This window comes from Saccharopolyspora oryzae (assembly GCF_027853915.1).
GTDB lineage: Bacteria > Actinomycetota > Actinomycetes > Mycobacteriales > Pseudonocardiaceae > Saccharopolyspora > Saccharopolyspora oryzae.
Genome location: NZ_JAQGLA010000015.1, coordinates 67,122 through 92,411 on the forward strand (window position 1 = coordinate 67,122; position 25,290 = coordinate 92,411).

Here is a 25,290-nt window from a genome sequence, read left to right on the forward strand (position 1 = left end):
CACCGAGGAGTGCGAACGGACCGTTCACCTCGCGCTCATCCGGCGGTGAACTCCTGCATGGCGTCCAGGAGGACGTCTGCGAGGTAGGCCGCGAAGGAGTTCCGGACCAGGATGCGGTAGGTCGGTTCCCGGTCGAGCTGCCAGAGGATCGCCTGGGTCCGGCCGATCAGGGTCTGGGCGCAGTGGCCGGGGGTGAAGGACCACCTCGGGTGCAGGTCCAGGGAGCAGAGCTTCTCCAGGACTTCCCGGGACATCGGGCCGGACAGGCGCAGCGCGGTCCGGTTCGCCGATACGTCCACAGTGGACCCCAAGGAGTCCGAGAGGGCGTCGTCGAGAGCCGCGAGGATGGTGGGGGCCCGACCGTCCGGGGCGGTCAGGAGCCATTCGTCGGGGCCCAGCCAGAGGGCTGCGGTGTCTTCGTCGCCCGAGACGAGGTTCGGCTCGTGGTGCGGCAGCGCGAGGCCGAGGGCGTGCTCGATCCTGGCCACCGCCGGGCTGCCCGGGTGCACCCGGAGGTCCACCTGGGTCAGGAACGGCTCTTCGACGAGCTGGACCGCCGGTCCGCTGCGGGCCGCGAACTCGGTCGCGCGGGCGCCGAGGGGGCTGCGGCGGAGGGTGTCGACCTCCTGGTCGACGGGGCTAACGACCGTCACGGCGGGCTCCTTCCAGGTCGTAGAACACCGGCTCGGTCACTTCGACCGGGATGCGGCGGCCGTCCACCGGCACGTGCAGGACTTCGCCGATGCGGTGCCGGCCGCCGCGGACCAGCGCCATCGCGAAGCCGCGCTCCAGGACCGCGCTGCGGTAGCTGGAGGTGACGTGCCCGAGCATCGGCACCGGCGGCACCAGCGGGACGTCCGGCTCCACCAGGTGCGCGCCCTCCGGCAGCACGTCGGCGGGATCCACCGGGAGCAGCCCGACCAGCTGCTTGCGGTCCTCGCGGGCGGTGTCCGGGCGGGAGAAGGAGCGCTTGCCGATGAAGTCCTTGCGCTTGGACACCACCCAGTCCATGCCCAGGTCGTGCGGGGTCACGGTGGCGTCGGTGTCCTGGCCGACGATCACGAACCCCTTCTCCGCGCGCAGCACGTGCATGGTCTCGGTGCCGTAGGGCGTGATGCCGAAGTCCTGCCCGGCTTCGTGCACCGCCTCCCACAGCGCCAGGCCGTACCAGGACGGCGCGTTGATCTCGTAGGCCAGCTCGCCGGAGAACGAGATCCGGCAGATCCGGGCCGGAATCCCGTTGGACAGCTCGGTTTCCCGGAACTCCATGAAGCCGAAGGCCTCGTTCGAGACGTCCAGGTCCGGCGCCAGCCGGGCCACCACGTCCCGCGAGTCGGGCCCGACCACGGCCACCGCCGCCCACTGCTCGGTCACCGACGTGCAGTGCACCGCCAGGTGCGGCCACTCGGTCTGCAGCCACTCCTCCAGCCACTCCAGCACCGTCGCGGCGCCGCCGGTCGTGGTGCTCATCAGGTAGCGGTCCTCGGCCAGCCGGATGGACACGCCGTCGTCGAAGACCATCCCGTCCGCGGTGCACATGACGCCGTAGCGGGCCTTGCCGACCGCGAGCTTGGCGAAGGCGTTGGTGTAGATGCGGTTGAGGAACTCCGGTGCGTCCGGCCCGACGATCTCGATCCGGCCGAGCGTGGACACGTCCTGCATCGCCACACCGGTGCGCGCCGCCAGGCATTCGCGGTGCACCGCGGCGGCCATGTCCTCGCCGGGCTGCGGGTAGTACCGGGGCCGCTTCCACTGGCCGACGTCCTCGAACTCCGCGCCGTGCTCCACGTGCCAGGAGTGCATCGGCGTGGTGCGCACGGGGTCGTGCAGCTCGCCGCGGTCGCGGCCGGCCAGCAGCGCGAACGACACCGGGACGTGCGGCGGGCGGAAGGTCGTGGTGCCGACCTCGCCCGGCGATTCCGCGCCCAGCGCCTCGGCGATGACGCCGATGGCGTTGACCCCGGAGGTCTTGCCCTGGTCGTTGCCGGTGCCGATGGTCGTGTAGCGCTTGACGTGCTCGACGGAGCGCATCCCCGCGCCGACCGCCCGCCACACGTCGGCGACCGTGGCATCCCGCTGCAGGTCGACGAAGTGCTGCGTCCACTCCGACGGTTCGCCCTCGCCCGGCACCAGCCACACCGGCCGCGGCCCGGCGACCGGGCGGTCCCCGGCCACCGGCGGCACCGGCGGGGCCGCGATCCGGAAACCGCAGGCAGTGGCCGCTTCCGCACCCGCTGCCAGACCCTGGGCGAGGCAGCCCGCGAGGTCGTAGGTGCCGCGGGCGGACCCGACCACCTTGGGGCGCCCGGGTTCCTGCTCCGGCACGAACCCCGCCACCAGCCGGTCCCAGCGCAGCGAGCCGCCTGCCTGGCTGTAGAGCTGCACCGCGGGGTTCCACCCGCCGCACACCGCCAGCAGATCGCAGTCGACGTCGACCGGCGTGCCGCCCTCGAGGCCCGCGATGCGCGCCGAGGTGATGCGCCGGTCGCCGGTGGTCCCGACGACGGCGGAACCGGTGAACACCTGCGCTCCCAACGAATTCGCCAGCTCGACCAGCCGCTGCGGTGGTTCCGGACGCGTGTCGACCACCGCGCGGACCCGCGCGCCGGCGGCGGCGAGATCGGCGGCGGTCAGGTAGGCGCTGTCGGACGTGGTCACCACGACGGCGTCCTGACCCGGCAGCACCGCGAAGCGCTTGAGGTAGGTGCGCACCGCCGAGGCGAGCATGATGCCCGGCCGGTCGTTGTCGGCGAAGACCATCGGACGTTCGGTCGCCCCGGTGGCCAGCACCACCCGCCGCGCCCGCACGTGCCACAGCCGCTCGCGGTCGCCCCGGCGCTCGGCGACGAGCAGGTAGTCGTGGTCGTAGTACCCGATCGCGGCGGAACGGGTCAGCACCCGGACCTCCGGCATGTCCACGAATTCCCTCGCGGCACGGGAAATCCACTCCCCCGCGTCGCGCCCGTCGATGCGCTCGTCGCCGTCGAGCAGCGATCCGCCGAGGTGGCGGCCCTGCTCGACCAGCATCACCCGCGCGCCGCTGCGCCCGGCCGCCAGCGCGGCGGCGATCCCGGCCGGGCCGCCGCCGACCACGACCACGTCGACGTGCACGTACTTCTTGTCGCGGACCGTGGGATCCGGCGCGTTGCTGAGCCAGCCGACCCCGGACAGGCTCGCCACCTGGAGTCCGTCGCGCAGCTCCAGGGTGGTGGCGGGCACCATCGGTTCCGGACCGCCGCTGAGCACCTGGACCAGCGCGTTCGGCTCGGTGCCGTCGGCGGTGAGGATGCCGCGCGGCCGGTCCCGGTAGATCGACGAGCCGACCTCGATGCGGCCGTTGGCCAGCAGCGCCGAGGCCAGCGTGTCGCCGGGGTGGCCGGTGAGCTCGATGCCGTCGCAGGTGAACCGCAGGGTGCGGGCGCGGTCGATGCGACCGCCTTCGGCCAGGCGTGTCATGGCAGCACCTTCTCGGGACGCATCTCGTTGGTCGTGGTGTCGCGGACGACGTTGAACCAGCGGCGGCAGCCCGCGGTGTGCGCCCAGCGCTCGTGGAACAACCCGCGCGGGTTGTCGCGGACGAAGAGGTATTCCGCCCACGCCGCGTCGTCCAGTTCGGCGGGGTTCTCGGGGAAGTCGACGTGGGCTTGACCGCCGTAGTGGAACTCGGTCTCGTCCCGATCCCCGCACCAGGGGCAGTGGATCAACAGCATCGGGAACTCCAAACTCGCGGAAGACCTTCGCGTTGACGCAAATTCCATTGAAATCGGATGTTCGATTTCAATGGAATTTGCGGGGACACCTAGTGCGCCACCGCGGCGGCGCCGTGCTCGTCGATGAGGGCGCCGGTGGTGAACCTGTCCAGGCCGTAGGGCTCGTTGATCGGGTGCGGCTCGCCGGTGGCGATGGTGTGCGCGTAGACCCAGCCCACACCCGGCGTCGCCTTGAAACCTCCGGTGCCCCAACCGCAGTTGAGGTAGAGGTTCTCGTACGGCGTCGGCCCGATGATCGGTGACGCGTCGGGCGTGACGTCGACAGTGCCCGCCCAGGTCCGGATCACGTGGGCGCGCTCGAAGATCGGGAACAGTTCCAGCGCCGCCGCCATCTGCTGCTCGATCACGTGCACCGAACCGCGCTGGCCGTAACCGTTGTAGCTGTCGACACCCGCGCCCAGCACCAGTTCGCCCTTGTGCGCCTGGCTGCAGTAGACGTGCACGTGGTTGGACATCACCACGCACGGGTGGATCGGCTCCAGCAGCTCGGACACCAGCGCCTGCAGCGGATGGCTCTGCAGCGGCAGGCGCAGGCCGAGCTGATCGGTGAGCAGCGACGTGCGGCCGGCCGCGGCGAGCGCGACGCGACCCGCGCCGATCGGGCCGAGCGAGGTCTGCACCCCGGTGACCCGATCGCCGTCGAGCTGGAAGCCCGTCACCTCGCACCCCTGGATCAGGTCCACGCCCATCTCGTCGGCCTTGCGCGCGAACGCCCAGGCCACGTGGTCGTGCTTGGCGATCCCGCCGCGGCGCTGCAAGGTCGCGCCGAGCACGGGGTAGCGGACGTCGCTGGAGAGGTTGAGGATCGGGCACAGCTCGGCGATCTCGTCGGGCTCGACCCATTCGGCGTCGACGCCGTTGAGCTGGTTGGCGAACACCCGCCGCCGCGAATCGCGCACCTCCTGCTCGGTGTGCGCCAGGTTGAGCACCCCGCGCTGGCTGAGCAGGAAGTCGTACTCCAGCTCGGCGGGCAGCTGCTCCCACAGGTCCAGCGCGTGGTTGTACAGCTTGGCGCTCTCGTCGAAGAGGTAGTTGGAGCGGATGATCGTGGTGTTGCGGGCCATGTTGCCGCCGGCGAGCCAGCCGCGCTCGAGCACCGCGACGTCGGTGATGCCGTGGTTGCGGGCCAGGTAGTAGGCGGTGGCCAGGCCGTGACCACCGGAGCCGACGATCACCACGTCGTAGTGCCGCTTCGGTTCCGGGGTCCGCCACAGCCTCGGCGGCGGTTCGGGCAAGGGGGTGGAAACCACCGCGACCTCCAACGCGAAAGACGGGAGCGACCAGTGGGACTGATGGAGTGAAAGTGTTCGGCGAACTGATATATCAGTCTGTGCGGTAGGCTACGAGACGTGTCCGCAGCCGTCAATTCCCGATCCGGAGAGCAGCCCTCACAGGCCGAGCGCGCCTACCTGACCTTGCGCGACCTGATCCTGACCCTGCAGCTGCCGCCCGGCGCTCCCGTCCAGGAGGAGCCGCTGAGCGGTGAGCTCGGCATCGGCCGCACCCCCTTCCGGGAGGCCATCAAGCGCCTGGAGGCCGAGTCGCTGGTGGCGATCTACCCGCGCCGCGGCACCTTCGTCACCGAGGTCAACATCACCGACCACGCGCTGATCGCCGACGTGCGCCGCCGCCTGGAAGGTCACGCCGCGCGCCGCGCCGCCGAGCGCGCCACCGACGCCGAGCGGTCCGAGCTGGACGAGCTGCGCACGCTGACCGAGGACCTGGGCAACGACCAGTCGGTGATCATGGACGTCGACGCCCGGGTGCACCGGACGATCTACCACTGCACCCACAACCGCTACCTCGAAGGCACGCTCGGCCAGTACTACAACCTGGCCCTGCGGATCTGGCACCTGTTCTTCGACCGCCTGCCGAACGTCTCGGACCACGTCGCCGAGCACTCGGAGCTGCTGAAGGCGATCATCGCCGCCGATGCCGACGGGGCCGACCGCATCGCGGTCGCCCACGTGGACGACTTCGAACAGTCCATCCGCCAAGCCATCTGAGCGGCACGCGATTTACCGAGGCGGGGCAAGCACGTTCTCCGCATCCCACCCCGACTCCGCAACGTATCCGGCCAAATACGGAGAGTGTTGCGAACGTCGCACGAGCCCGCCTCGACCGCCTGTTCCGCGCTGCGGCCTGATCGACTACCGCCGAACCTCCGGATCCCGGCGATCACCGGGGCGCTGATCGCCCTGCGGAGCGGCGGATTTCCCTTCCGGAGGAACGGAAATCGGACTAGTCCGTTCGAGTCGATCGTCACTCGGACAGGCCAGCCAGGGGCCACTGCTCGTCGACGCCGAAGGGGTTCTCGCCCCCGTTTCGGTCGACGGCCAAATTGGTCCCGACGTGTCCTTGACGTGCACCCTCCCGGAGGCGCACTGTTGCGGTAGACGCAGGGAGTTGTCGTAGACGCAACAAGGCGGCAGCTATGGATTCCAGCGCCCAAGTACGCCCCGTCGGCGCGGGCATCGCGGGATGCAGCACCGCGCACCACCCTGCGCGCCTCGTCCTCGTGATCGAGCGAGGGCCGCTGGAAGCCGATGGCCGGGCGCGGCCACATCAGAGCAACAAGTCCCTGGTCGAAGGCCGGTACATCGTTCAGCCTGACCCGTGGGCAGGGCGCCGCTGGTCCCCGATCGCCGGCGCCGAACAGCAGGCCACCCGCGAGCGAGTTGCGATGTACGACATGACTTCCCTGGCCAGGGCGGAAGTCACCGAGCGCGGCGCGCTCGACCTGCTGCAGCGGCCGACCACCAACCAGCCACCCGGCTACGCGACCTGCACGCTGCCGCTGAAGCCCGCGGCCGAGATCCGCGCGGACATCGCGGCGCCCCAGCTGGACCGGGATACCTTCCAGGCCGGCTCGCACGAGGCGCTACGTCTGTCCTATATGGACGGTCTCGGTTGGGAGCTCCACGCCTCCGCGGAGTTCGGCCGCCGGTTGTGGGACTTGCTGGAGAAGGAAAACCGGACCTGGGGGGCGGAAATGTGGAGCTTGCACGATCCCGATGGAGCCGATCTCGAGACCGACGGGGGCGACTTCATCGGCTGGGACGCGCTGCTGCGACGCCGGGAAACCGCGCCGCGGCGGCGGTTGTGCCGTCTGCCGATCGACGACGGCACCGCGTTGTCGGGTTCCGAGCCGGTGTTCTCCGACGGTGCACCCGTCGGGGCCACCACGAGCACCGGCTGCAGCATCGACGACAGCCCGGGGCGCACCCGGCTGCCCGCCGAGCCGGCCCGACCGGGCACCCCGGGGCGGGTGTCCTACTTCGACCAGCGGCATCCGGCGACGGCCACCGCTGACCCCGTGTCCGACCCCGAGATGATCAGAATGCGCTGCTGATCAGCACATTCCCGCAAGACCTCCACACGCCCGGCCGTGCTGAACGACCCGCGGTGCAGGTCCCGGCTACCCACCACAGGAGACCTCTAGGAGCCAGCCATGAGCATCAACCCGAACCCCGGAGTCCTGCTCTACCCGCGAATCCGCAAGTCGCCGTTCTTCTACGCCTCGCGGCGGCACGGCGTCGGCCTGTACAGCGTCTACAACCACACCTACCACCCGCGGCACTACGGCGATCCGATCGGCGAGTACTGGGCGCTGCTGGAGGGCGTGACGTTGTGGGACGTCGGCGTCGAGCGGCAGGTGGAGATCACCGGCCCCGACGCGTTCGAGTTCACCAACATGCTGGTGCCCCGGGACCTGACCAAGTGCAAGGTCGGGCAGTGCAAGTACGTGTTCGTCACCGCCGAGGACGGCGGCATCATCAACGACCCGGTGCTGCTGCGGCTCGGCGAGAACCACTTCTGGCTGTCGCTGGCCGACAGCGACGTGCTGCTGTGGGCCAAGGGCCTGGCGCACAACCTCGGGATGGACGTGCAGATCCGCGAGCCCGACGTGGGACCGGTGCAGGTCCAGGGCCCGAAGTCGCGCGATGTGATGGTGGACCTGTTCGGCGAGTCCATCCTGGACGTGCCCTACTACTACGCGGTCGAGCGCGAGCTCGACGGCATGCAGGTGGTGGTCTCGCGCACCGGCTACACCGCCGAGCTGGGCTACGAGATCTACCTGCACAACGCCAGCCGCGACGGCGTGCAGCTGTGGGACGCGATCTGGGAGGCCGGTGAACCGCACGGCATGCGGGTGATCGGGCCGTGCCACATCCGGCGCATCGAGGCCGGGATCCTGTCGTGGGGCTGCGACATCACCTACGACACCAACCCGTTCGAAGTGGGTTACGGCTTCGAGAAGACCTGGATGGTCGACCTGGACCAGGAAGCGGACTTCATCGGCAAGGCCGCGCTGCAGCGGATCAAGGCCGAGGGCATCAGCCGCAAGCTGGTCGGCGTGGAGATCGGCGGACCGGGCGTGGGGTCGTTCAACGACGGCGAGATGGTCGACGTCTTCGACGTGCACGACCCGCACGGCCTGCGCATCGGCGAGGTCACCTCGGCCTGCTACTCGCCGCGCTTGGAGCGCAACATCGGCTACGCCATGGTGCCGATCGCCTACGAGGAGCTGGGCACCGAGCTCAGGGTGGACACCCAGCACGGCCCGCAGGAGGCGGTCGTCGTGGAGAAGCCGTTCCTGGACCCGACCAAGGACATCCCCAAGTCCCTGGTCCGCACTGCGCAGGGAGGTTGACCGACATGACCGGCGCAGCAGTGCGGCACGGACCCGTGAGCACTTTGGGCTGCTATAGCGACCCAAAGTACTCACGGGAACCTGCCCAGGCCGAACGACACCACGGGCAGGACGAGGTGGTGAGGTTGCGATGACGACCAACGCCGAAGTTCTGGAGCAGTCCTTGAACCACGCCCGGTTCGAGGTGATTCCGCTGAGAGGTGTTGTCGCGCAAGCGGAAATGCTGCCGGACGGGACCACCGTGACGGTCACGGCGTCGCCGCACAAGGGCCTGGACGCGACCATGGACCTGGCCGCCCAGCTGTGCGAGCGCGACCTGCACGTGGTGCCGCACCTGGCCGCCCGGATGATCCGCGACCGCGCGCACCTGACCGCCTTGCTGGACCGCATCGACGCGCTCGGCATCACCGAGGTGTTCGCGATCGCCGGGGATTCCCCCGAACCGCGCGGGGAGTTCCCGGACGCCCTGGCGATGCTGCGCGCGATGGACGAGCTCGGGCGGCGTCCGGCGCGGGTGGGCATCACCGGCTACCCGGAACGCCACGCGTTCATCTGCGACGCCTCGGCGATCCGGGCCATGAACGAGAAGTCCCGCTACGCCGACTACGTCGTCTCCCAGATCTGCTACGACCCGCACACCGTGGCGTCCTGGGTGAAGGCGGTGCGCGCCCGCGGGGTGTCGCTGCCGATCCACGTCGGGGTGCCCGGCGTGGTGGACGCGCACCGGTTGCTGCGGATCTCGCTGAAGATCGGCCTGGGCGAATCGATGCGGTACCTGCGCAAGCAGCACGGCATGGTGACGAAGCTGCTGACCCGGTACACCCCGGAGGAGTTGTTCGACGAGCTCTCCCCCCACCTCGTCGACCCCTCCTACGGCATCGCCGGCTGGCACTTCTTCACCTTCAACGAGATCGCGAAGACGTTGCAGTGGCGCCACGACCTGGTCGCCAGATTGCGGGAGGTACCGGCATGAACATCCCCTCCGACCTGGACATCTCCCGCGCTACCGCACTCAAGCCGCTGGAGGAGGTCGCCGCGCAGCTGGGCATCGGCGCGCACCTGCTCGAGCCGTACGGGCGCAGCGTCGCGAAGATCTCCCTGGAGGCCCTCGACGAGCTGCCCGAAGAGCCGACGGCCCGCTACGTCGTGGTCTCGGCGATCACGCCCACCCCGTTGGGCGAGGGCAAGACGACCACGACGGTCGGTCTCGGCCAGGCGCTGCGGCATCTCGGCAAGCGCTCCGCGGTCGCGATCCGGCAGCCGTCGATGGGCCCGACGTTCGGCATCAAGGGCGGCGCGGCCGGCGGCGGCTACAGCCAGGTGGTGCCGATGGAGGCGCTGAACCTGCACCTCACCGGCGACATGCACGCCGTCACCGCGGCGCACAACATGCTGGCCGCGATGCTGGACAACCACCTGCACAAGGGGAATTCGCTCGGCATCGACCCGCACCGGATCACCTGGCGGCGGGTGCTGGACGTCAACGACCGCGACCTGCGCAACATCGTCACCGGCCTCGGCGGCAGGGTCGACGGAACGCCCCGGCAGACCGGTTTCGACATCACCGCGGCCAGCGAGGTGATGGCGGTGCTGGCGCTGTCGACGTCCTTGCAGGACATGCGGCAGCGGCTGGGCCGGATCGTGGTCGGCTACACCCGCGACGGGCGGCCGGTCAGCGCCGAGCAGCTGCGCGCGGGCGGGGCGATGGCGGTGATCATGCGCGAGGCGATCAAGCCGAACCTCATGCAGACCACCGAGAACACGCCGGTCCTGGTGCACGCGGGCCCGTTCGGCAACATCGCGCACGGCAATTCCTCGGTGGTGGCCGACCGGATCGCCAGCCGCTGCGCGGACTACGTGGTGACCGAGGCGGGTTTCGGCGCGGACATGGGAGCCGAGCGCTTCTTCAACATCAAGTGCCGCACCTCCGGTCTCCGCCCCGATGCGGCGGTCCTGGTGGCGACGGTGCGCGCGCTGAAGGCGCACTCCGGTCGCTACAAGGTGGTGGCGGGCAAGCCGCTGCCTGCGGCGATGCTGGCGGAGAACCCCGACGACGTGCGAGCGGGCGCGGCGAACCTGCGCAAGCAGATCGACAACATCCGCCTGCACGGCGTGTCCCCGGTGGTGGCGATCAACGCCTTCCCCACCGACTACCGCAGCGAGCACGAGGCGATCCGCGAGATCGCGGAGGCCGAAGGCGCCCGGGTGGCGGTCAGCAACCACTTCCTCGAAGGGGGCAAGGGCGCGGTCGAACTGGCCGAAGCGGTCGTGGCAGCCGCCGAAGAGCCCAGCGGCTTCCAGCTGCTCTACCCGGATTCGGCGGACCTCCGCACCAAGATCGAGACGATCGCGGCGAAGATCTACGGAGCAGCAGCGGTCTCCTACCTCCCAGCAGCAGCCCGCTCCCTGGACGGTTACGAGGCCAACGGCTACGGGAACCTCCCGGTCTGCATCGCCAAGACCCACCTGTCCCTGAGCTCCGACCCGACGCTGCTCGGAGCCCCGACGGGCTGGACCCTCCCGGTCCGCGAAGTCCGGGCCTCGGTCGGCGCGGGCTTCATCTACCCGATCTGCGGAGAGATGCGAACCATGCCGGGCCTGGGCTCCCACCCGGCAGCGGAGTCCATCGACATCGACGAACACGGCCAGATCACCGGCCTCAGCTGACCGACCCGAAAGGCGAAAGGGCCCCTCCGACCAGCGGCCGGAGGGGCCCTTCGAGCAGAGGTGCACCTCAAACCAGGTCGAAGCGCCCCGACTTCACCGAGCCGACGAAGCTCCCGAAGACGCTAGGGGCCAGCAGCAGTGCAGGACCGGCCGGAGCCTTCGAGTCGCGGACCGCGGTGAATTCAGCGGTACCACCGACCTCGACGCACTCAGAGCCTTGAGCGCTACGGCTGCTCTTGCGCCACTGGACTGCTAAGTCGGATGCCCGGTCAACGTGGTTCACGTCAGCTCCTTCGAAAGCTTCCTTGGAACGTCTGCCGGCCATGCTCAGATTTCAAAAGTACCGGCCTTCACCTCGCTGATGAAGGTCGCGAACGCGGCGTCGGTCGTGCTGAGGATCGGCGACGACGCACCTAACTTCGAGTCGCGGACGAGGGCTAAGCCGGGCAAGTTCGTCGCGACTTCGACGCAGGCGTTCGCCTGTCCGGAACGACTTGCCTTCTTCCACACGGGTTCCGGGCGCATCGCACTACTCCTTCGCACGTTGGTCGTGTTCGTGGGCGATGCTACGCAGCAGATCGGATGAATTTCCTTCAGGAAGTGCTCGGGCCTGCAACGATGCGAAGAGACGCGCTAGTTCGGCAACGTCGCGCAGGTCGTCTATGACATGCCCGCCGAGTACCGTGTCGCTGTAGGCGACATCGCTCTGGGCCGAGTCCGGAAACCGCAGCAGCAGGATCGGGCCGTGAATCCCTTCGTGCGCACCGGAGTCGAAGGGCAGCACCTGGATGTTCACGGTCGGTCGCTTCGCGATGTCGGCCAGGTGGTGCAGCTGCTCAGCCATCACCGCTCGCGATCCGACGACACGGCGAAGTGCTTCTTCGGCGATCACGACGTGCAGCGCCAGCCCACCGCCCTCGTCCAACCGCTCCTGCCTCTTCAGCCGAACGTTCACCCAGTTCTGCAGCTCGGACTCGGTCAACGCCAGGCGTCCCGCTTCGTGCACGGCACGCGCATACGCCTCGGTCTGCAGCAATCCGGGGACAACACCCAGCTCGTAGTGGAAGATTTCGCTGGCTTCGGCTTCGAACCCGACGAACGGCGCGAGGTAGGCCGGGAGCTTGTAGCTCTGCCACCAGCCACGCTGTCCGCTCTCCCGGCGAAGCTGCTGGAGCTGTTCGACCAGGTCTTCCGGGGCGTCGTAGAACTCGAGCAGCGCATCGAGGTCCTTCGCGGACACCCTGGAGTGCCCGCGCTCCCAGTGTCCCACCGTCGCCCGCGATCTCTCCAGGTGCGCAGCCGCTTCATCCAGGGACAAACCCGCGTTGGTCCGCAGCTGCCGGAGCTGGCGCCCCAAGTGCACTTGCCGTGCGGTTCCTGCCATGCGCACAGCTTCGCACGGGAGATCGAACTCCTGAGATCACCTGTTCAGGCGGATCGGAGCCGCGAACATCGACATCGTTACCGGGTAACAATTACCGTCTAACTCACGGTCACCAAGCGATCACCCAACGCATCAGGAATGGGAGCCGCCATGACGCCGATGAGCAGCCAGCTTCGCTACCACTGGCTTCCGGTCGTGGACGATTCCAGCGACTACGGACTGGTTCGCCACGCCTTCCGAGGCCGACGCATCGACTTGGGAGCGAACGGGGAGTCCTTCTGCGGCAACCTCTTCGCTCTCGCCGAACCATCCGAAGTGGACTGGATACGAGCCCCATCGTGCCAGCTCTGCAACTCCGAGCTGAAGGCGGTGAAGGGATGAGCACGCAGGTCGTCGCAGTCTGGGCGATCGCCGTCCTGGCTGCCGCCGCACTCTCGCTCTGCTGCACGGTCTACTTCTTCTCACGTCGGCCGCAACACGCCGGAGGCGGAGAAGGCGCACTGACGGTGCGCTATCTGATCGCCCGAGTCGAAGCCGAGACCAGCAGTGGTCGCCACCGGCTCAGAACACCTGTGGACGACCACGAGACCTCGGAAACTCCCAGGCCCTCACTCCCGCCCGAAGCCCCGAACCCCGCGGTCCTGCGGCGGATCCTCGCCGGGTTGCGGCGCTTGTAGACCGGCCCGGTGCTGGTCGCCCCTCCCCGACACCCAGCACCGGGCCTTCCCGACCGGACGGCGCGACTCCCCCGCCGCGTCGTCCGGTCGGTCCCATCCTCGTCGGCCAAAGGCCGAATTGGCCTGAAATCGGATCTACCCCATCCAGGAATCGAGGCGTCGTTCACCAGTCTTGAAATCCTAGGCGCAGGAGCTCGATGTCAACTCAGAGATTCCCTACGCGGAGACCGACGCCAAGTCACATCCCACGCTAGGCACATACGGTTGATGGCATCGCCAGGGTCGTCACGGGCCAGACAGGACCCCGAGGGTGAGCCAATCCGGTTCAGGGAGGCAATCGAGTGAACAGCACTCGCTCAGGTTGGCAGTCGACGCTTGCTCGCACCATGGGATCGGTTGCGGCTGGGGTGCTGGCACTGGCTGGACTCACGGTCTGGGCGGCGATGATCGACAGCAACCTTCGACACGGATCGGGTGGCGTCGCTCTTCCCTTCGCGATGTTCTGGACCGTGGTCTGGTTGGTTCCTTGCTGGGCAGCTGTCGCGATCCTCGGCGCTGCTTTCGGACGAAAGAGCCTTCTTGGCAAGATCGCCTTGGCCACAGGCGTACTAACCACAATCGTAGGTGTCGTCTTCTTGATAATCGGACTTGGACGTTCGAACTAGGAACGGTCACCCGCACCTTCTATTGCGACGCGCCCCACACCGAACTCGTTAGGGATTCGGAGTGGGGCGCCCGGCTAAGCACCGATCTTGCCGGGCGGGGCGATTGCGACGCACGCGGACGACTTCTGATCACCCCGCTTCGACCGTGCCACACTGCCGCCACACAGCACCCACCGACGGACTGAGCTGCCCCATGAGCAACCCCTCCCAACCTCCGCGTCGTTCGGACAAAGCCACCGTGGCCCTCGGACACGCCCTCGGTTGGCCGGCGTTCATCATCGGGCTCGGCGCGTGGGGCATCTCAGTCGCGCCGTTCGCGGCCTGGAAAGCGCAGGGAGCTGACCTGCTCCAGATCGACCAGAGCCTCGTGGGGTTCGGCGTCATCATCTACGGCTTTGCAGCCGCGATCGGCCTAGGACTTCTCGCAGCAGCAATGGGCGTTCGGCACACCGTCACCCAAATCCTGTTCTGGATCTACCTGCTGCTGCTCTTCGTTGGTGTGGTGGTCGCGTTCTCCGGAACCAACTGACCGCGAAACCCCCAGGCAGGAACACCAGCTTCTCCGGCAGGTCCGCAGTATTAGTTGAAACTGCCTCCCCCGCTGCGCCGCCTGGTCGGTTCCTGTCCGGGACCTTTGGAGCCTCTCAAAGGACATGGCCATCATGTGACGTATTTGCGCAGTAGTGCTGGGGCCGGGCGAAGGAGCCGCCAGCCGATGACCATATTGAAGACCGAGAGCATAAACGGCACTCCGAGCAGGATCATGTAGCCGATAGCAGATGGGGTGTAGCCGACTGGTTGGTCACCGATCAACTTGCGATAAATGGGATCCCCGGCGCTCTTGACCGATGCGTTTACGGTGCCAGCAAAGAAGAGGATGGAGATGATCGCTGTGAATGTCGTACCACCGCACAGCGTGACGAGCACTCGCCGCGCCCTGGCAGTGAAGGTCACGTTGAGGTGCCCGTTCTTCAAATAGATCGGTGTGAACGTCAAGGTAAGACCGGAAAAGAAGCAGAAGAACGACGAGATGCCGCCCATCGCGGTTACGAGTCCGGTTGTCGCCCAGGTCGCTGTGGGTAGCTGGTAGCCGATCGCCACGATCAGAACTCCGATGAGGACACTCAAAGCGATCGACGATGATCCAATTACGACTGACGAAACCTGGATTTTCTGCGCGAGCCGCGACGGTATCGCCATAAACTCGTGATACATCGGTCTGCCGACCGGAACGTGATAACGGTGTGGTGGTACGCCTGGCCCGCCTGGGTTCATTGGTTGACTCGCCAATCGGTGCCGTCACCATCGCTGACGGTGCCGTCGGAGAGGTCCCGGTCGGAGCGCGACCACGTGTTACCGACGTCGTGGATCTTCTGCTGTGGCGAAGCGTGATCAACGTGAATCATGCAGGTAATCTTGCACGATATCCCCGTCCACCAGGCATAAGATCATCGCAAGTGTCTGACGTGAGGTGCAGTTTCTCTGGGTTCGGCGCAATCGTGCGTGATGAGAAAGCTCGCTTCGAAGCGCGCTGGTTATCGGTGACCGAAGCACAGCGCAAGTTCGCATCCCGGCGTTCGTAGCCTCCCGACACAGCAGGCTTGACCAGCCAGCAGACCCACGCCGCTTGGTCGGTTCCGTCACAGCTGCCCTCCGTTTGGCCGCTGGTACTGGGCGGATCGGGTGCTGGGTGGCTAGGTTTTCACCAGCACGGGTTAGCGGGGAGGATTCGTCCTGTGGGTGCTCGAGACGGGTTGACCAGGCGCTTCGCTCGCCGGGCGGGGTTGCTCGCCGCTGTCCTGCTGGTGACCGCCTGTGCTGACGGGGCGGGCGATTCGGCGCACTCCGAAGCCGAGGTCATCTCGCCGAGCACGTCGTCCTTCTCCGAGCACTGCAATCCGCTGACCGCTTCCGACCTGGCGCCACCCGACCGGCCGCTGCCCATCCCGGCGCAGGCGCCCCGGCCGGCACATCGGGACCTCGCGTACGCCCGCATCTCAGCCGCGCAGAAGCTCGACCTCTACCTGCCGGCGCACGCCGATCCCGGCGGCGCACCGCTCATCGTGCTGATCCACGGCGGCGGGTTCATCCAGGGCGACAAGTCGCACCCGGTGAACCTGCACGTGGTGTCGTCGCAGCTCGCGCGGGGGTACGCGGTCGCCAGCCTCAACTACCGGCTCAGCTGCGAGGCCCCCTTCCCGGCCGGGGCGCAGGACGTCAAGGCCGCGGTCCGCTGGCTGCGGGTGCACGCTCCCGAGTACGGCATCGATCCCGGCCGGTTCATCGCCTGGGGCCCGTCCTCGGGTGCCTACATGGCCACGTTGCTCGCCGTCACCGGTGACCAGCGCACCCAGTTCGACGACGACAGTCTCGGCAACCCCGGGGTGTCCAGCGCCGTGCAGGGGGCCGTCGCCTGGTACGGCCCGTACGACTTCGGGAAGATGGGCGCTCAGTTCGAGGCCGACACCCCGAAGGCGTGCAAGGGCAAGGTGCTCAAGCACGACGTCGCGAACTCGCCCGAGTCGATCTGGTTCCGGGGTCCGCTGCAGAGCACGCTGGAGAAGTCCTTCGAAGCCAACCCGGCCACCTACCTGCCCACCGCGAGCAAGCTCCCGCCGATCAACTTCGCCGCCGGTGACTCCGACTGCGTGGTCCCGCACGAGCAGACGCAGGACATGTACCGCGCGGTCAAGGCGGCCGGTGGGCGCACCACCCTGGCTGTCGTGCCGCACGCCGGGCACGACCTGCGGGTCGCCGTCGCCCAGCTCGAACCGGCGCTGGCCTTCGCGGACTCGATCACCAAGAGCTGATCCCGACGGCCGGCAGCGGGAGTCAGCGGGCCGCGTTGAGCAGGTCCAACGCGCTGTGCTGGCGGCCGGTGGAGATCTTGTCGACGGGGCCGTTCCAGTGCACGCCGTACATGTCCAGCGGACTGCGGTGCTCGTAGGCGACTTCGGCCTGGTGCTTGAGGTATCCCGCGTAGGGGTGGTCGGGCAGGGCGTCGTTGAGCACGCCCAGGCCGCGAACGTAAGCGCCCTTGAAGGACGGGCCGTCCGGGTCGCAGTCGCCCGACTCGCAGGGTTCGGTCAGCACGCCGTCCTTGTGCAGGGCCTCGGCCTTGGTCGAGGCGTCGGCGAGTTCGCGGGCGGTCTCGAGCAGACCGTCGTCACCCGTCGCGCGGTTCAGCTCGACCAGTCCGCCGAGCAGGATTCCCTGGTTGTAGCTCCAGGTCTGCTGGCCGTTGTTCTTGCAAGCGTCCAGGCCGTCGTTGACCAGCTTGTCATCGTTGATCATCCCGCTGCCCCGGAACCAGTCCCACTCCCGCTGGGCCCGCTCCAGGTACTGGGTGTCATCCGGGATCCGGTTGTGCAGCGCCGCGTTGAGCTGCAGGAACAGCTCATTGGTGACGGCGTTCTTGTAGCCGTTGTCGGTCTTCCACGTGACCCCGCCTCCGCAGTCCGACGTCCAGTGGTCGTTCATGTGGTCGGCGTCGACCTTCGCCGTCTCCAGGTAGCGGCTGTCGCCGGTGAGGTCGTAGGCCGCCACCCAGGCCAGGCCCCACCAGCCGGTGTCGTCGAGGAACTCGTTGGTGAAGTTGCCGCCGTGGCTGTTGATGTTGCGGTCGTAGGTCTCGGCGATCGCGTACTCGTAGCTGCGCATGCCGGTCACCCGCATGTTGTCGATGACGGCGGTGAGCGCGTTCGCACCGTTCCACCAGGCGTTGCCCTCGAAGAGCCCGGTGTCGCGGTCGAAGAGCATCATCGTCGCGGTCGCGGCGGCCTTGCTCGGACTGGAGGAATTCCAGTCCGAGCGCGCCCACTGGGTGCAGGCGATCTCCGGGCGGTCGGCGGCCTTCCCGCACGCGCGGAGCGCACCGATCCCGCGGTTCGCCCAGTCGTCGACGTTGTACATCTGGCTGCGCCAGCCAGGATTCCCCTCCGGCGCCTCGGTGACGCCGAGCCTGCCGTCCCACGTCTTCCCGCCGTCGAAGGACCGGTCCAGCCAGATCTCGTCGCCGGCGCTCGCGTCGTCGATCGTGGCCCAGCCCATCGCATTGCCGTCGTCGACGTGCAATCCGATGGTCCGGCCGTGCAGCGTCGTGCTGACCGGGGTGCGGTCACCAGTGGCCTTCGACGGATCGAGCGCGTCGCACTCCCTGTTGCACACCTCGGAGTCCGCGCGTGCGACCGAAACCGTTTCTGCGAAAGGGAAAGCGGCGAGCACCGCGGCGGCCATCGCCAGCGAAGCCCTGCGGATCACTGCCCCCATGAACCCTCCTGCCTCGAGAACCAGCCGCCTCCACCACGCGCGCCGGGTATCGCGGGGTTCAGTCGCGGATGCCCAGGCGCAGGTGCTCGATGTGGAAGACGGCCTCGTCGAGGAGTTGGGCGACGTGGTTGTCGTAGAGGGAGTACACGACGCTGCGGCCGGAGCGGTTGCCGACCACCAGCCCCAGCGAGCGCAGCAGGCGCAGCTGGTGGGACACCGCGGACTGCTCCATGCCCACCGCTTCGGCCAGCTCGCCGACCGCCATCTCGCGCTGCCGCAGCTCGCTGAGGATGAGCAGGCGGGACGGGGTGGCCAGGGCCTGGAGGGTCTCCGCGACGGAGTTCGCCGAGGCTGCATCCAGCCGCGCCGCGGGCGTTTCCTCGCGCTTGACCACATGACCCATGCCCGGCAGTCTAACGACCGAGGGACATATGAATGACTGATCAGATGTTCATGTACTGTCCTCCTCCGACAGCACGCCGGCTGTCCCGACGCCGGAAGGGCGCGTGATGACCGCAGTCACCGACCGAACACCGACCCGAACCGAGGCGGCACCGACCCGCCGCGGCCTGCTCGCGCTGCCCGAAGCGCGGTGGGCCGCTGCCGCGCTGATCGCGTTCCTGCTCGGCCTCGCCGTGCAGCTGCTCGGCGGCCCGACTTGGCTCTACTGGGCGCTCTACCTGGTCTGCTACGTCACCGGCGGGTGGGAACCTGCCTACGCCGGGCTCCAGGCGTTGCGGGAGAAGACCCTGGACGTGGACCTGCTGATGATCGTCGCGGCCCTCGGAGCCGCCGCGATCGGGCAGATCACCGACGGCGCGCTGCTGATCGTCATCTTCGCCACCTCCGGCGCGTTGGAGGCCTTCGCCACCGCCCGCACCGAGGATTCCGTGCGCGGTCTGCTCGACCTCGCCCCGGAGACCGCGGTCCGGGTCCGCGACGGCGTCGAGGAGACCGTGCACACGGCGGAACTCCAGGTCGGCGATGTGATCGTGGTGCGCCCCGGCGAGCGGATCGGCGCGGACGGCGAGGTCGTCGACGGCAGCAGCGACGTCGACCAGGCGACCATCACCGGCGAGCCGCTGCCGGCGGCCAAGCAGCCCGGCGACGAAGTCTTCGCGGGCACCCTCAACGGCACCGGGGCCCTGCGCGTGCGCGTCGTCCGGGACGCTTCGGAGTCGGTCATCGCGCGGATCGTCGCGCTGGTCGCCGAGGCCAGCGAGACCAAGGCGCCGACGCAGCTGTTCATCGAGAAGGTCGAGCAGCGCTACTCGGTCGGCGTCGTGCTGGCCACGCTGGCGGTGTTCGCGGTGCCGCTGCTGCTCGGCGACACCTTGGAAAGCGCCCTGCTGCGCGCGATGACGTTCATGATCGTCGCCTCGCCGTGCGCCGTCGTGCTCGCGACCATGCCGCCGCTGCTGTCCGCGATCGCCAACGCCGGACGCCACGGCGTGCTGGTCAAGTCGGCGGTGGTGATGGAGCGGCTGGGGCAGGTCGAGCGGGTGGCGCTGGACAAGACCGGCACGCTCACCGAAGGCGCGCCGCGAGTTGTCCGGGTCGACCCCGCAGCAGGTCGTGACGCCGACGAGGTCCTGGCGCTGGCCGCGGGCGCCGAGCACCTCAGCGAACACCCGCTGGCCCGCGCGATCGTCGCAGCAGCCCACGGGAAGGGGCTGGCGATCCCCGCGGCCGAGGACTTCCGGGCCACCCCCGGCCACGGCGTGTCGGCCACCGTCGACGGCCGGAAGGTGGCCGTGACCAGCCCGCGAGGTGCTGAAGCCGCTGCCGAGTTGGAAGACGCCGGGCACACAGCGGTGATCGTCACCGTGGACGACGCCGTAGTCGGAACGCTCGGCATCGCAGACCGGCTGCGCCCGGACGCCGCAGGCGCGGTGGCGGCGCTGCGCGATCTGACCAGCGCCGAACCGGTCCTGCTGACCGGCGACAACGAGCGCACCGCCGCCCAGGTGGCGGGCGAGGTGGGCATCTCCGACGTGCGCGCCGGGCTGCTGCCCGCCGACAAGGTCGCGGCAGTGCGGGAATCCGCGCAGCCGACGATGGTGATCGGCGACGGCGTCAACGACGCTCCGGCGCTCGCCGCCGCGCACTGCGGGGTCGCGATGGGCCGCGCGGGCTCGGACCTGACGCTGCAGACCGCGGACGTGGTGGTCGTCCGCGACGAGCTGGCCGCCGTGCCGAAGGTCGTCGACCTGTCCCGGCGGGCTCGACGGCTGGTGCAGCAGAACCTGGTGATCGCGGGCGCGTTCATCACCGTGCTCGTGGTGTGGGACCTGGTCGGCAACCTCCCGCTGCCGTTGGGCGTGGCCGGGCACGAAGGTTCCACGATCATCGTCGGCCTCAACGGCCTGCGCCTGCTCAGCGAACGCGCCTGGCGCAGCTGACCGCTACCGTGGCCGCATGACGATCACCTGGAACGAGGACGACCGGCTCCGCGTGCGCACCCGGCTCGTGGAGCTGGTGTCGGCCTTCCCCGGTGTGCAGGTGGACGATTCGCACGGTCACACCGGATTCCTGTCGCGCGGCAAGCGGTTCGCCTGGCTGCTCACCGACCACCACGGCGACGGACGCCTGGCCCTGGCGGTCAAGGCCCCGCCCGGCGAGCAGGAAGCCCTCGTCGCGGACAACACCCGCTACTTCGTCCCCGCTTACCTCGGTCCGAGGGGCTGGGTCGGGGTGAACCTGGACGAGAAATCGGCCCCGGACTGGACCGAGATCGCCGCCCTCCTGGAACAAGCCTGGCGAATGAGCGCAACCAAACGAGCGATCGCCGAGTACGACCACCCCACCCCCTGACCCCCGACGCGGCGTCAACTCCGCAAGAAGCTCACCTCCAACCGCACACGGGCTCCGGGCTCCGGGCTCCGGGCTCCGGGCTCCGGGCTCCGGGCTCCGGGCTCCGGAATTTCAATGGAAATTGGACATCCAATTTCCATTGAAATTGCGGAAGTTCTCCACAGGGAGCCGGACTTGTCCACAGGTGTCGGCGTGTCGGGCACCCGAATTCCGTTGAAACCGCAGTTTCAATTGAAACTGCGGACTCCCCCGGCGGAGCCGATGCGTCCGCAGCCGGAGCGCGAGTGACCGTTCAACCGGGTGGTGTCACTCTCGCGCGAAATCGACACCACCCGGTTGAACGGGGTCGCGGAGGGGTTGTGATCTTCCTGGCACGTGCGGGACTTCTTCCGGCGAAGCCGTGGTTTCCGGGCGTTCGGTGAGGCACAGTTCGGGCGGAGGGGATGCACATGTCGCAGGAGCAGTGGGATGTTTCGTCCGGGGTCGGGGTCACCGCGCTGATGGTCGCCGCCGCCCGCGCGTTGGAGTCCGCGCGCGATGCACGGCTGATCGACGATCCGTACGCGGCCGCGCTGGCGCGCGCGGCGGGAGCAGCGGTGCCGACCGCCGAGTCCGATTTCGACCCGAGGTTCCGGGACGCCGTCGACTACATCGGCTTGCGATCCCGCTACTTCGACGACTTCTTCGTCCAGGCCGGCACCGAGCAGGCGGTCGTCCTCGCGTCCGGTTTGGACACCCGGGCGTTCCGGCTGCCGTGGCCTCCCGGTGTCCGGGTCTTCGAGATCGACCAGCCGAAAGTCCTTGCGTACAAGGACGAAGTCCTCGCCGCCGAACACGCCCGACCCAACTGCACCCGCCACGCCATCGGGGCGGACTTACGCGACGACTGGCCCGCCGCGCTGCGCGAAGCCGGGTTCGACCCAGCGCTGCGCACGGCCTGGCTCGCGGAAGGACTCCTGCCCTACCTCGACGCCGCGACCGAGCAGCGGTTGCTGCGCGAGGTCACCGGAAACTCCGCACCGGGCAGCCGGATCGCGGTCGAGCACCTGGTCACGAAGCAGCTGCTGGACGAGGAATCGGTCAGCGCTTCGCAGAGCTGGGGCGTGGGCCTGGACGAAATCTTCAGCCACGAAAACCGCCCCGCACCCGACGTCCTGCTCGCCGAGCTCGGCTGGGCAGTCGAGTGCGACGAGCTCGCCACCGTCGCCCAGCGCTACGGCCGGGAGCTCAACTCCACCGCGCGCGGTCTCACCGAGGTCGGCACGCTGCTCACCGCAGAACTCCCCGCTGGCCGGACCTGAACGCGCTCAGCGGACGACCACCACTGGGCAGGCCGCGTGGTGGACGAGCTTCAGCGCCACCGAACCCACGAGCATGCCGGTGAAGGCTCCGTGGCCCTTGTTGCCCACCACCAGGATGTCCGCCTGCTTGGAGAGGCCGACCATCTCGTCGACGACGTGGCCCCGGATGAGCCGGGCCCGGAGGTCGACGGCCGGGAACTCGCCCTTGATCTTGTCGACCGCTGCGTCCAGGGACTTGCGCGCCCGGTCCTCCAGCTCGCTGTCCGGGGTCGGCAGGCGGTAGCCGAACTGGACCGGCTGGTGCCAGACCATGGCCGCGTGCACGATCCCGCCGACCTCCCGGACCTGGTTGGCGGCCCAGCGCAGGGCTCGTACCGACTCGTCCGATCCGTCCACGCCGACAACGACGGTCTGCGGCATCGCGGGGCTCCTCCCGACGGGGCTGGCCGATCTCGCCCGGATGGTAGGCCAGCCCCACCCGTTGCGCCACCGTCCAGAGCCGGGAAATGGCGCGAGCGGGTCAGAGCTGGTTGACGTCGGTGATGCGCAGGACGGCCGTGCCGGCTTCGTCGGAGGCGGCGAGGTCGACCTCCGCGCTGATGCCCCAGTCGTGGTCCTCGTCGGGGTCGGCGAAGATCTGCCGGACCAGCCAGCGGTCCGACTCCTCGGTGATCATCAGCAGCGCCGGGCCACGCGCGTCCGGGCCCGCCCCGATCTCCTCGTGCTGCTCGAAGTACTCCTCCAGCGCGTCTTCCCACGCCTCGGCGTCCCAGCCGCTGTCGCCATCCAGCTCGCCGAGCTCGTCGTAGCGGCGACGTGCCGCCAGCTCCACGCGGCGGAACAGCGCGTTGCGCACCTGGACCCGGAAGGCCCGCTTGTTCGCGGTGATCCGCTCCGGCCCCTCGTCCACCGGCATCACGGCGGCGGGCTCGGCACCGGGGTGGCGCAGCTTCTCCCACTCGTCGAGCAGGCTCGAGTCGACCTGGCGCACCAGTTCGCCCAGCCACTCGATGATGTCGGTGAGCTCTTCGGTCTTGGCGTCGTCGGGCACCGTGTGCCGCAACGTCTTGTAGCCGTCGGCCAGGTAGCGCAGCACCAGGCCTTCCGAGCGGGCCAGCCCGTAGTGGTTGACGAACTCCACGAAGTTCATCGCGCGCTCGTACATGTCGCGCACCACCGACTTCGGCGACAGCTCGTGCTCGCCGACCCACGGGTGCCCCTTGCGGTAGGTCTCGTAGGCGGCGTCGAGGAGGTCGGCCAGCGGCTTCGGGTGCGTGATCTCCTCGAGCAGCTCCATCCGCTCGTCGTACTCGATGCCGTCGGCCTTCATCTGGTTGACGGCCTCGCCGCGGGCCTTGAACTGCTGCTGCGACAGCACCTGCCGCGGATCGTCCAAAATGGACTCGATGACCGACAGCACGTCCAGCGGGTAGCTGGGCGAGTCGACGTCGAGCAGTTCGATGGCGGCCAGCGCGAACGGCGAGAGCGGCTGGTTGAGCGCGAAGTCGAACTGCAGGTCCATCGTCAGCCGCACCCGGCGGCCCTGCTCGTCGGGCTCGTCGAGCTGCTCGACGACGTCGGCGGCCAGCAGCGCGCGGTAGATCGCGATGGCCCGCAGGATGTGGCGGCGCTGCGTCGGCCGGTCCTCGTGGTTGTCCTCCAGCAGGTGCCGCATCGCCGCGAACGCGTCGCCAGGTCGGTTGATGACGTTGAGCAGCATCGCGTGGTTGACGGTGAAGCTGGAGCGCAGCGGCTCCGGCTCGGCGCCGACCAGCTTCTCGAAGGTCTTCTCGCTCCAGGACACGAAGCCCTCGGGCGCCTTCTTGCGCACCACCTTGCGCTTCTTCTTCGGGTCGTCCCCGGCCTTGGCCAGCGCCCGCTCGTTCTCGATCTCATGCTCGGGCGCCTGCACCACGACGTACCCGGAGGTGTCGTAGCCCGCGCGGCCGGCGCGACCGGCGATCTGGTGGAACTCGCGCGCCTTCAGGTGCCGGGTGCGCACGCCGTCGTACTTGGTCAGCCCGGTGATCAGCACGGTGCGGATGGGCACGTTGATGCCCACGCCCAGCGTGTCGGTGCCGCAGATGACCTTCAGCAGCCCGGCCTGCGCCAGCTGCTCGACCAGCCGCCGGTACTTCGGCAGCATGCCCGCGTGGTGCACGCCGATGCCGTGCCGGACCAGCCGGGACAGGGTCTTGCCGAACCCTGCGGTGAACCGGAAGTCGCCGATCGCCTCGGCGATCTGGTCGCGCTGCTCGCGGCTGGCGACCTTGACGCTCATCAGCGCCTGCGCCTGCTCCAGCGCGGAGGCCTGGTTGAAGTAGACGACGTAGACCGGGGCCTGCTGCCCGGCCAGCAGTTCCTCGATCGTCTCGTGCAGCGGCGTCTTCGCGTAGCGGAAGGTCAGCGGGATCGGCCGTTCCGCGGAGGTGACCACCGCGGTCTCGCGTCCGGTGCGCCGGGTGAGGTCCTTCTGGAAGAAGGTGACGTCGCCGAGGGTGGCCGACATCAGCACGAACTGGGTGCGCGGCAGCTCCAGCAGCGGCACCTGCCAGGCCCAGCCGCGGTCGGGCTCCGAGTAGAAGTGGAACTCGTCCATCACGACCTGGTCGACGTCGGCGAGCTCGCCGTCGCGCAGCGCGATGTTGGCCAGGATCTCCGCGGTGCAGCAGATGATCGGGGCATCGGCGTTGACGCTGCTGTCGCCGGTCATCATGCCGACGTTCTCCGCGCCGAAGACGTCGACGAGGGAGAAGAACTTCTCCGACACCAGCGCCTTGATCGGCGCGGTGTAGAAGCTGCGCTTGCCCGCGGCCAGCGCGGTGAAGTGCGCGCCGGTGGCCACCAGGCTCTTGCCGGAGCCGGTCGGGGTGCTCAGGATGACGTTCGCCCCGGTCACCACCTCCATCAGCGCCTCTTCCTGCGCCGGATAGAGCTCGATGCCCTGATCGGTGGTCCAGGAGACGAACGCCTCGAGCAGTTCATCGGGGTCGGGCGTGTCGGTCGCGGGGAGGTGGTCGGTGAGCTTCATCGTCCCCCCATCGTCCCTGCACAACTCCAGCCGAAGCGACCCGGGGTGTCCGAAACCA

General features: G+C 68.7%; 23 protein-coding genes. 11 read left to right on the forward strand and 12 right to left on the reverse strand.

The features are described from left to right. Positions 1-35 precede the first annotated feature (35 nt). The 4 genes from OU415_RS13170 to OU415_RS13185 all read right to left on the reverse strand — a co-directional run bounded on the left by OU415_RS13170 (position 36) and on the right by OU415_RS13185 (position 5,020). Positions 36-653, reverse strand: coding sequence for a sarcosine oxidase subunit gamma (locus tag OU415_RS13170; protein ID WP_270948983.1), 618 nt, complete (start codon positions 651-653; stop codon positions 36-38). Further along, the gene (locus OU415_RS13175) at positions 640-3,456 is read right to left on the reverse strand and encodes a 2Fe-2S iron-sulfur cluster-binding protein (RefSeq protein WP_270948985.1); all 2,817 of its coding nucleotides are present in this window, start codon (positions 3,454-3,456) and stop codon (positions 640-642) included. The genes OU415_RS13170 and OU415_RS13175 overlap by 14 nt, the downstream gene beginning before the upstream one ends. Next, positions 3,453-3,710: a sarcosine oxidase subunit delta gene (locus OU415_RS13180; protein WP_270948986.1), complete on the reverse strand. Its 258-nt coding sequence runs from the start codon at positions 3,708-3,710 to the stop codon at positions 3,453-3,455. Before OU415_RS13180 ends, OU415_RS13175 begins: the two co-directional genes overlap by 4 nt. A gap of 89 nt (positions 3,711-3,799) precedes the next feature. Beyond that, on the reverse strand, positions 3,800-5,020 hold the full coding sequence (locus OU415_RS13185) for a sarcosine oxidase subunit beta family protein (RefSeq protein ID WP_270948987.1): 1,221 nt from the start codon (positions 5,018-5,020) through the stop codon (positions 3,800-3,802). A gap of 99 nt (positions 5,021-5,119) precedes the next feature. Between OU415_RS13185 and OU415_RS13190 the strand changes: the two genes are divergently transcribed. The 5 genes from OU415_RS13190 (at position 5,120) to OU415_RS13210 (ending at position 11,091) form a co-directional block, all read left to right on the forward strand. Continuing rightward, positions 5,120-5,776 carry a GntR family transcriptional regulator gene (locus OU415_RS13190; protein WP_270948988.1) on the forward strand — a complete coding sequence of 219 codons (657 nt, stop codon included), beginning with the start codon at positions 5,120-5,122 and terminating at the stop codon, positions 5,774-5,776. A gap of 428 nt (positions 5,777-6,204) precedes the next feature. Then, positions 6,205-7,122, forward strand: a complete 918-nt coding sequence (locus OU415_RS13195) for a glycine cleavage T C-terminal barrel domain-containing protein (protein WP_270948990.1) — start codon at positions 6,205-6,207, stop codon at positions 7,120-7,122. A gap of 99 nt (positions 7,123-7,221) precedes the next feature. Continuing rightward, positions 7,222-8,424, forward strand: coding sequence for a glycine cleavage T C-terminal barrel domain-containing protein (locus OU415_RS13200; protein ID WP_270948991.1), 1,203 nt, complete (start codon positions 7,222-7,224; stop codon positions 8,422-8,424). A 130-nt stretch (positions 8,425-8,554) separates the two neighbouring features. After that, positions 8,555-9,397: a methylenetetrahydrofolate reductase gene (locus OU415_RS13205; RefSeq protein ID WP_270948992.1), complete on the forward strand. Its 843-nt coding sequence runs from the start codon at positions 8,555-8,557 to the stop codon at positions 9,395-9,397. Continuing rightward, complete coding sequence (locus OU415_RS13210) at positions 9,394-11,091, forward strand: formate--tetrahydrofolate ligase (protein ID WP_270948993.1); 1,698 nt, start codon at positions 9,394-9,396, stop codon at positions 11,089-11,091. The genes OU415_RS13205 and OU415_RS13210 overlap by 4 nt, the downstream gene beginning before the upstream one ends. Positions 11,092-11,158: 67 nt before the next feature. Here OU415_RS13210 and OU415_RS13215 read toward each other — a convergent pair whose 3' ends face one another. From OU415_RS13215 to OU415_RS13225, 3 genes are read right to left on the reverse strand one after another with little or no spacing between them, the layout of a single operon-like run. Next, positions 11,159-11,374 carry a DUF397 domain-containing protein gene (locus OU415_RS13215; protein ID WP_270948995.1) on the reverse strand — a complete coding sequence of 72 codons (216 nt, stop codon included), beginning with the start codon at positions 11,372-11,374 and terminating at the stop codon, positions 11,159-11,161. A 44-nt stretch (positions 11,375-11,418) separates the two neighbouring features. Further along, positions 11,419-11,616 (reverse strand): DUF397 domain-containing protein, encoded by a 198-nt coding sequence (locus tag OU415_RS13220; RefSeq protein WP_270948997.1) that lies wholly within the window; start codon positions 11,614-11,616, stop codon positions 11,419-11,421. 4 nt (positions 11,617-11,620) lie between these two features. After that, on the reverse strand, positions 11,621-12,475 hold the full coding sequence (locus tag OU415_RS13225; RefSeq protein WP_270948998.1) for a helix-turn-helix domain-containing protein: 855 nt from the start codon (positions 12,473-12,475) through the stop codon (positions 11,621-11,623). A 377-nt stretch (positions 12,476-12,852) separates the two neighbouring features. Between OU415_RS13225 and OU415_RS13230 the strand changes: the two genes are divergently transcribed. Together OU415_RS13230 and OU415_RS13235 are read left to right on the forward strand one after the other, a co-directional pair. Then, positions 12,853-13,152, forward strand: a complete 300-nt coding sequence (locus OU415_RS13230) for a hypothetical protein (RefSeq protein WP_270948999.1) — start codon at positions 12,853-12,855, stop codon at positions 13,150-13,152. 903 nt (positions 13,153-14,055) lie between these two features. Next, positions 14,056-14,346 carry a hypothetical protein gene (locus OU415_RS13235; protein WP_270949000.1) on the forward strand — a complete coding sequence of 97 codons (291 nt, stop codon included), beginning with the start codon at positions 14,056-14,058 and terminating at the stop codon, positions 14,344-14,346. Between the two features lie 131 nt (positions 14,347-14,477). On the opposite strand, the gene OU415_RS13240 is transcribed toward OU415_RS13235, so the two are convergent. Further along, positions 14,478-14,918, reverse strand: coding sequence for a hypothetical protein (locus OU415_RS13240; RefSeq protein WP_270949001.1), 441 nt, complete (start codon positions 14,916-14,918; stop codon positions 14,478-14,480). 635 nt (positions 14,919-15,553) lie between these two features. Between OU415_RS13240 and OU415_RS13245 the strand changes: the two genes are divergently transcribed. Beyond that, the gene (locus tag OU415_RS13245; protein ID WP_270949002.1) at positions 15,554-16,627 is read left to right on the forward strand and encodes an alpha/beta hydrolase; all 1,074 of its coding nucleotides are present in this window, start codon (positions 15,554-15,556) and stop codon (positions 16,625-16,627) included. Between the two features lie 22 nt (positions 16,628-16,649). Here OU415_RS13245 and OU415_RS13250 read toward each other — a convergent pair whose 3' ends face one another. Together OU415_RS13250 and OU415_RS13255 are read right to left on the reverse strand one after the other, a co-directional pair. Continuing rightward, positions 16,650-18,086 (reverse strand): glycoside hydrolase family 76 protein, encoded by a 1,437-nt coding sequence (locus tag OU415_RS13250; protein ID WP_270949003.1) that lies wholly within the window; start codon positions 18,084-18,086, stop codon positions 16,650-16,652. A gap of 58 nt (positions 18,087-18,144) precedes the next feature. Continuing rightward, the gene (locus tag OU415_RS13255; RefSeq protein WP_270949004.1) at positions 18,145-18,489 is read right to left on the reverse strand and encodes an ArsR/SmtB family transcription factor; all 345 of its coding nucleotides are present in this window, start codon (positions 18,487-18,489) and stop codon (positions 18,145-18,147) included. Between the two features lie 106 nt (positions 18,490-18,595). On the opposite strand from OU415_RS13255, the gene OU415_RS13260 reads away from it, so the two are divergent. The 3 genes from OU415_RS13260 to OU415_RS13270 all read left to right on the forward strand — a co-directional run bounded on the left by OU415_RS13260 (position 18,596) and on the right by OU415_RS13270 (position 22,201). Then, entirely contained in the window at positions 18,596-20,488 is a 1,893-nt protein-coding gene (locus tag OU415_RS13260; protein WP_270949005.1) for a heavy metal translocating P-type ATPase, read from the forward strand. A gap of 16 nt (positions 20,489-20,504) precedes the next feature. Continuing rightward, positions 20,505-20,900 (forward strand): MmcQ/YjbR family DNA-binding protein, encoded by a 396-nt coding sequence (locus OU415_RS13265; protein WP_270949006.1) that lies wholly within the window; start codon positions 20,505-20,507, stop codon positions 20,898-20,900. A gap of 449 nt (positions 20,901-21,349) precedes the next feature. Next, positions 21,350-22,201 (forward strand): SAM-dependent methyltransferase, encoded by an 852-nt coding sequence (locus tag OU415_RS13270; RefSeq protein ID WP_270949007.1) that lies wholly within the window; start codon positions 21,350-21,352, stop codon positions 22,199-22,201. 6 nt (positions 22,202-22,207) lie between these two features. Here the strand turns inward: OU415_RS13270 and OU415_RS13275 are convergent, their stop codons facing one another. Together OU415_RS13275 and OU415_RS13280 are read right to left on the reverse strand one after the other, a co-directional pair. Continuing rightward, the gene (locus OU415_RS13275; RefSeq protein WP_270949008.1) at positions 22,208-22,621 is read right to left on the reverse strand and encodes a universal stress protein; all 414 of its coding nucleotides are present in this window, start codon (positions 22,619-22,621) and stop codon (positions 22,208-22,210) included. 100 nt (positions 22,622-22,721) lie between these two features. Further along, on the reverse strand, positions 22,722-25,232 hold the full coding sequence (locus OU415_RS13280) for a DEAD/DEAH box helicase (protein ID WP_270949009.1): 2,511 nt from the start codon (positions 25,230-25,232) through the stop codon (positions 22,722-22,724). Between the last annotated feature and the right edge of the window lie 58 nt (positions 25,233-25,290).

Excerpts from the sequence above, each read along its gene's own strand:
- OU415_RS13175 (WP_270948985.1), bottom strand. The coding sequence starts at position 3,456 with ATGACACGCCTGGCCGAAGGCGGTCGCATCGACCGCGCCCGCACCCTG.
- OU415_RS13180 (WP_270948986.1), bottom strand. The coding sequence starts at position 3,710 with ATGCTGTTGATCCACTGCCCCTGGTGCGGGGATCGGGACGAGACCGAG.
- OU415_RS13195 (WP_270948990.1), top strand. The coding sequence starts at position 6,205 with ATGGATTCCAGCGCCCAAGTACGCCCCGTCGGCGCGGGCATCGCGGGA.
- OU415_RS13200 (WP_270948991.1), top strand. The coding sequence starts at position 7,222 with ATGAGCATCAACCCGAACCCCGGAGTCCTGCTCTACCCGCGAATCCGC.
- OU415_RS13205 (WP_270948992.1), top strand. The coding sequence starts at position 8,555 with ATGACGACCAACGCCGAAGTTCTGGAGCAGTCCTTGAACCACGCCCGG.
- OU415_RS13210 (WP_270948993.1), top strand. The coding sequence starts at position 9,394 with ATGAACATCCCCTCCGACCTGGACATCTCCCGCGCTACCGCACTCAAG.
- OU415_RS13220 (WP_270948997.1), bottom strand. The coding sequence starts at position 11,616 with ATGCGCCCGGAACCCGTGTGGAAGAAGGCAAGTCGTTCCGGACAGGCG.
- OU415_RS13225 (WP_270948998.1), bottom strand. The coding sequence starts at position 12,475 with ATGGCAGGAACCGCACGGCAAGTGCACTTGGGGCGCCAGCTCCGGCAG.
- OU415_RS13230 (WP_270948999.1), top strand. The coding sequence starts at position 12,853 with ATGAGCACGCAGGTCGTCGCAGTCTGGGCGATCGCCGTCCTGGCTGCC.
- OU415_RS13250 (WP_270949003.1), bottom strand. The coding sequence starts at position 18,086 with ATGGGGGCAGTGATCCGCAGGGCTTCGCTGGCGATGGCCGCCGCGGTG.
- OU415_RS13255 (WP_270949004.1), bottom strand. The coding sequence starts at position 18,489 with ATGGGTCATGTGGTCAAGCGCGAGGAAACGCCCGCGGCGCGGCTGGAT.
- OU415_RS13260 (WP_270949005.1), top strand. The coding sequence starts at position 18,596 with ATGACCGCAGTCACCGACCGAACACCGACCCGAACCGAGGCGGCACCG.
- OU415_RS13265 (WP_270949006.1), top strand. The coding sequence starts at position 20,505 with ATGACGATCACCTGGAACGAGGACGACCGGCTCCGCGTGCGCACCCGG.
- OU415_RS13270 (WP_270949007.1), top strand. The coding sequence starts at position 21,350 with ATGTCGCAGGAGCAGTGGGATGTTTCGTCCGGGGTCGGGGTCACCGCG.
- OU415_RS13275 (WP_270949008.1), bottom strand. The coding sequence starts at position 22,621 with ATGCCGCAGACCGTCGTTGTCGGCGTGGACGGATCGGACGAGTCGGTA.
- OU415_RS13280 (WP_270949009.1), bottom strand. The coding sequence starts at position 25,232 with ATGAAGCTCACCGACCACCTCCCCGCGACCGACACGCCCGACCCCGAT.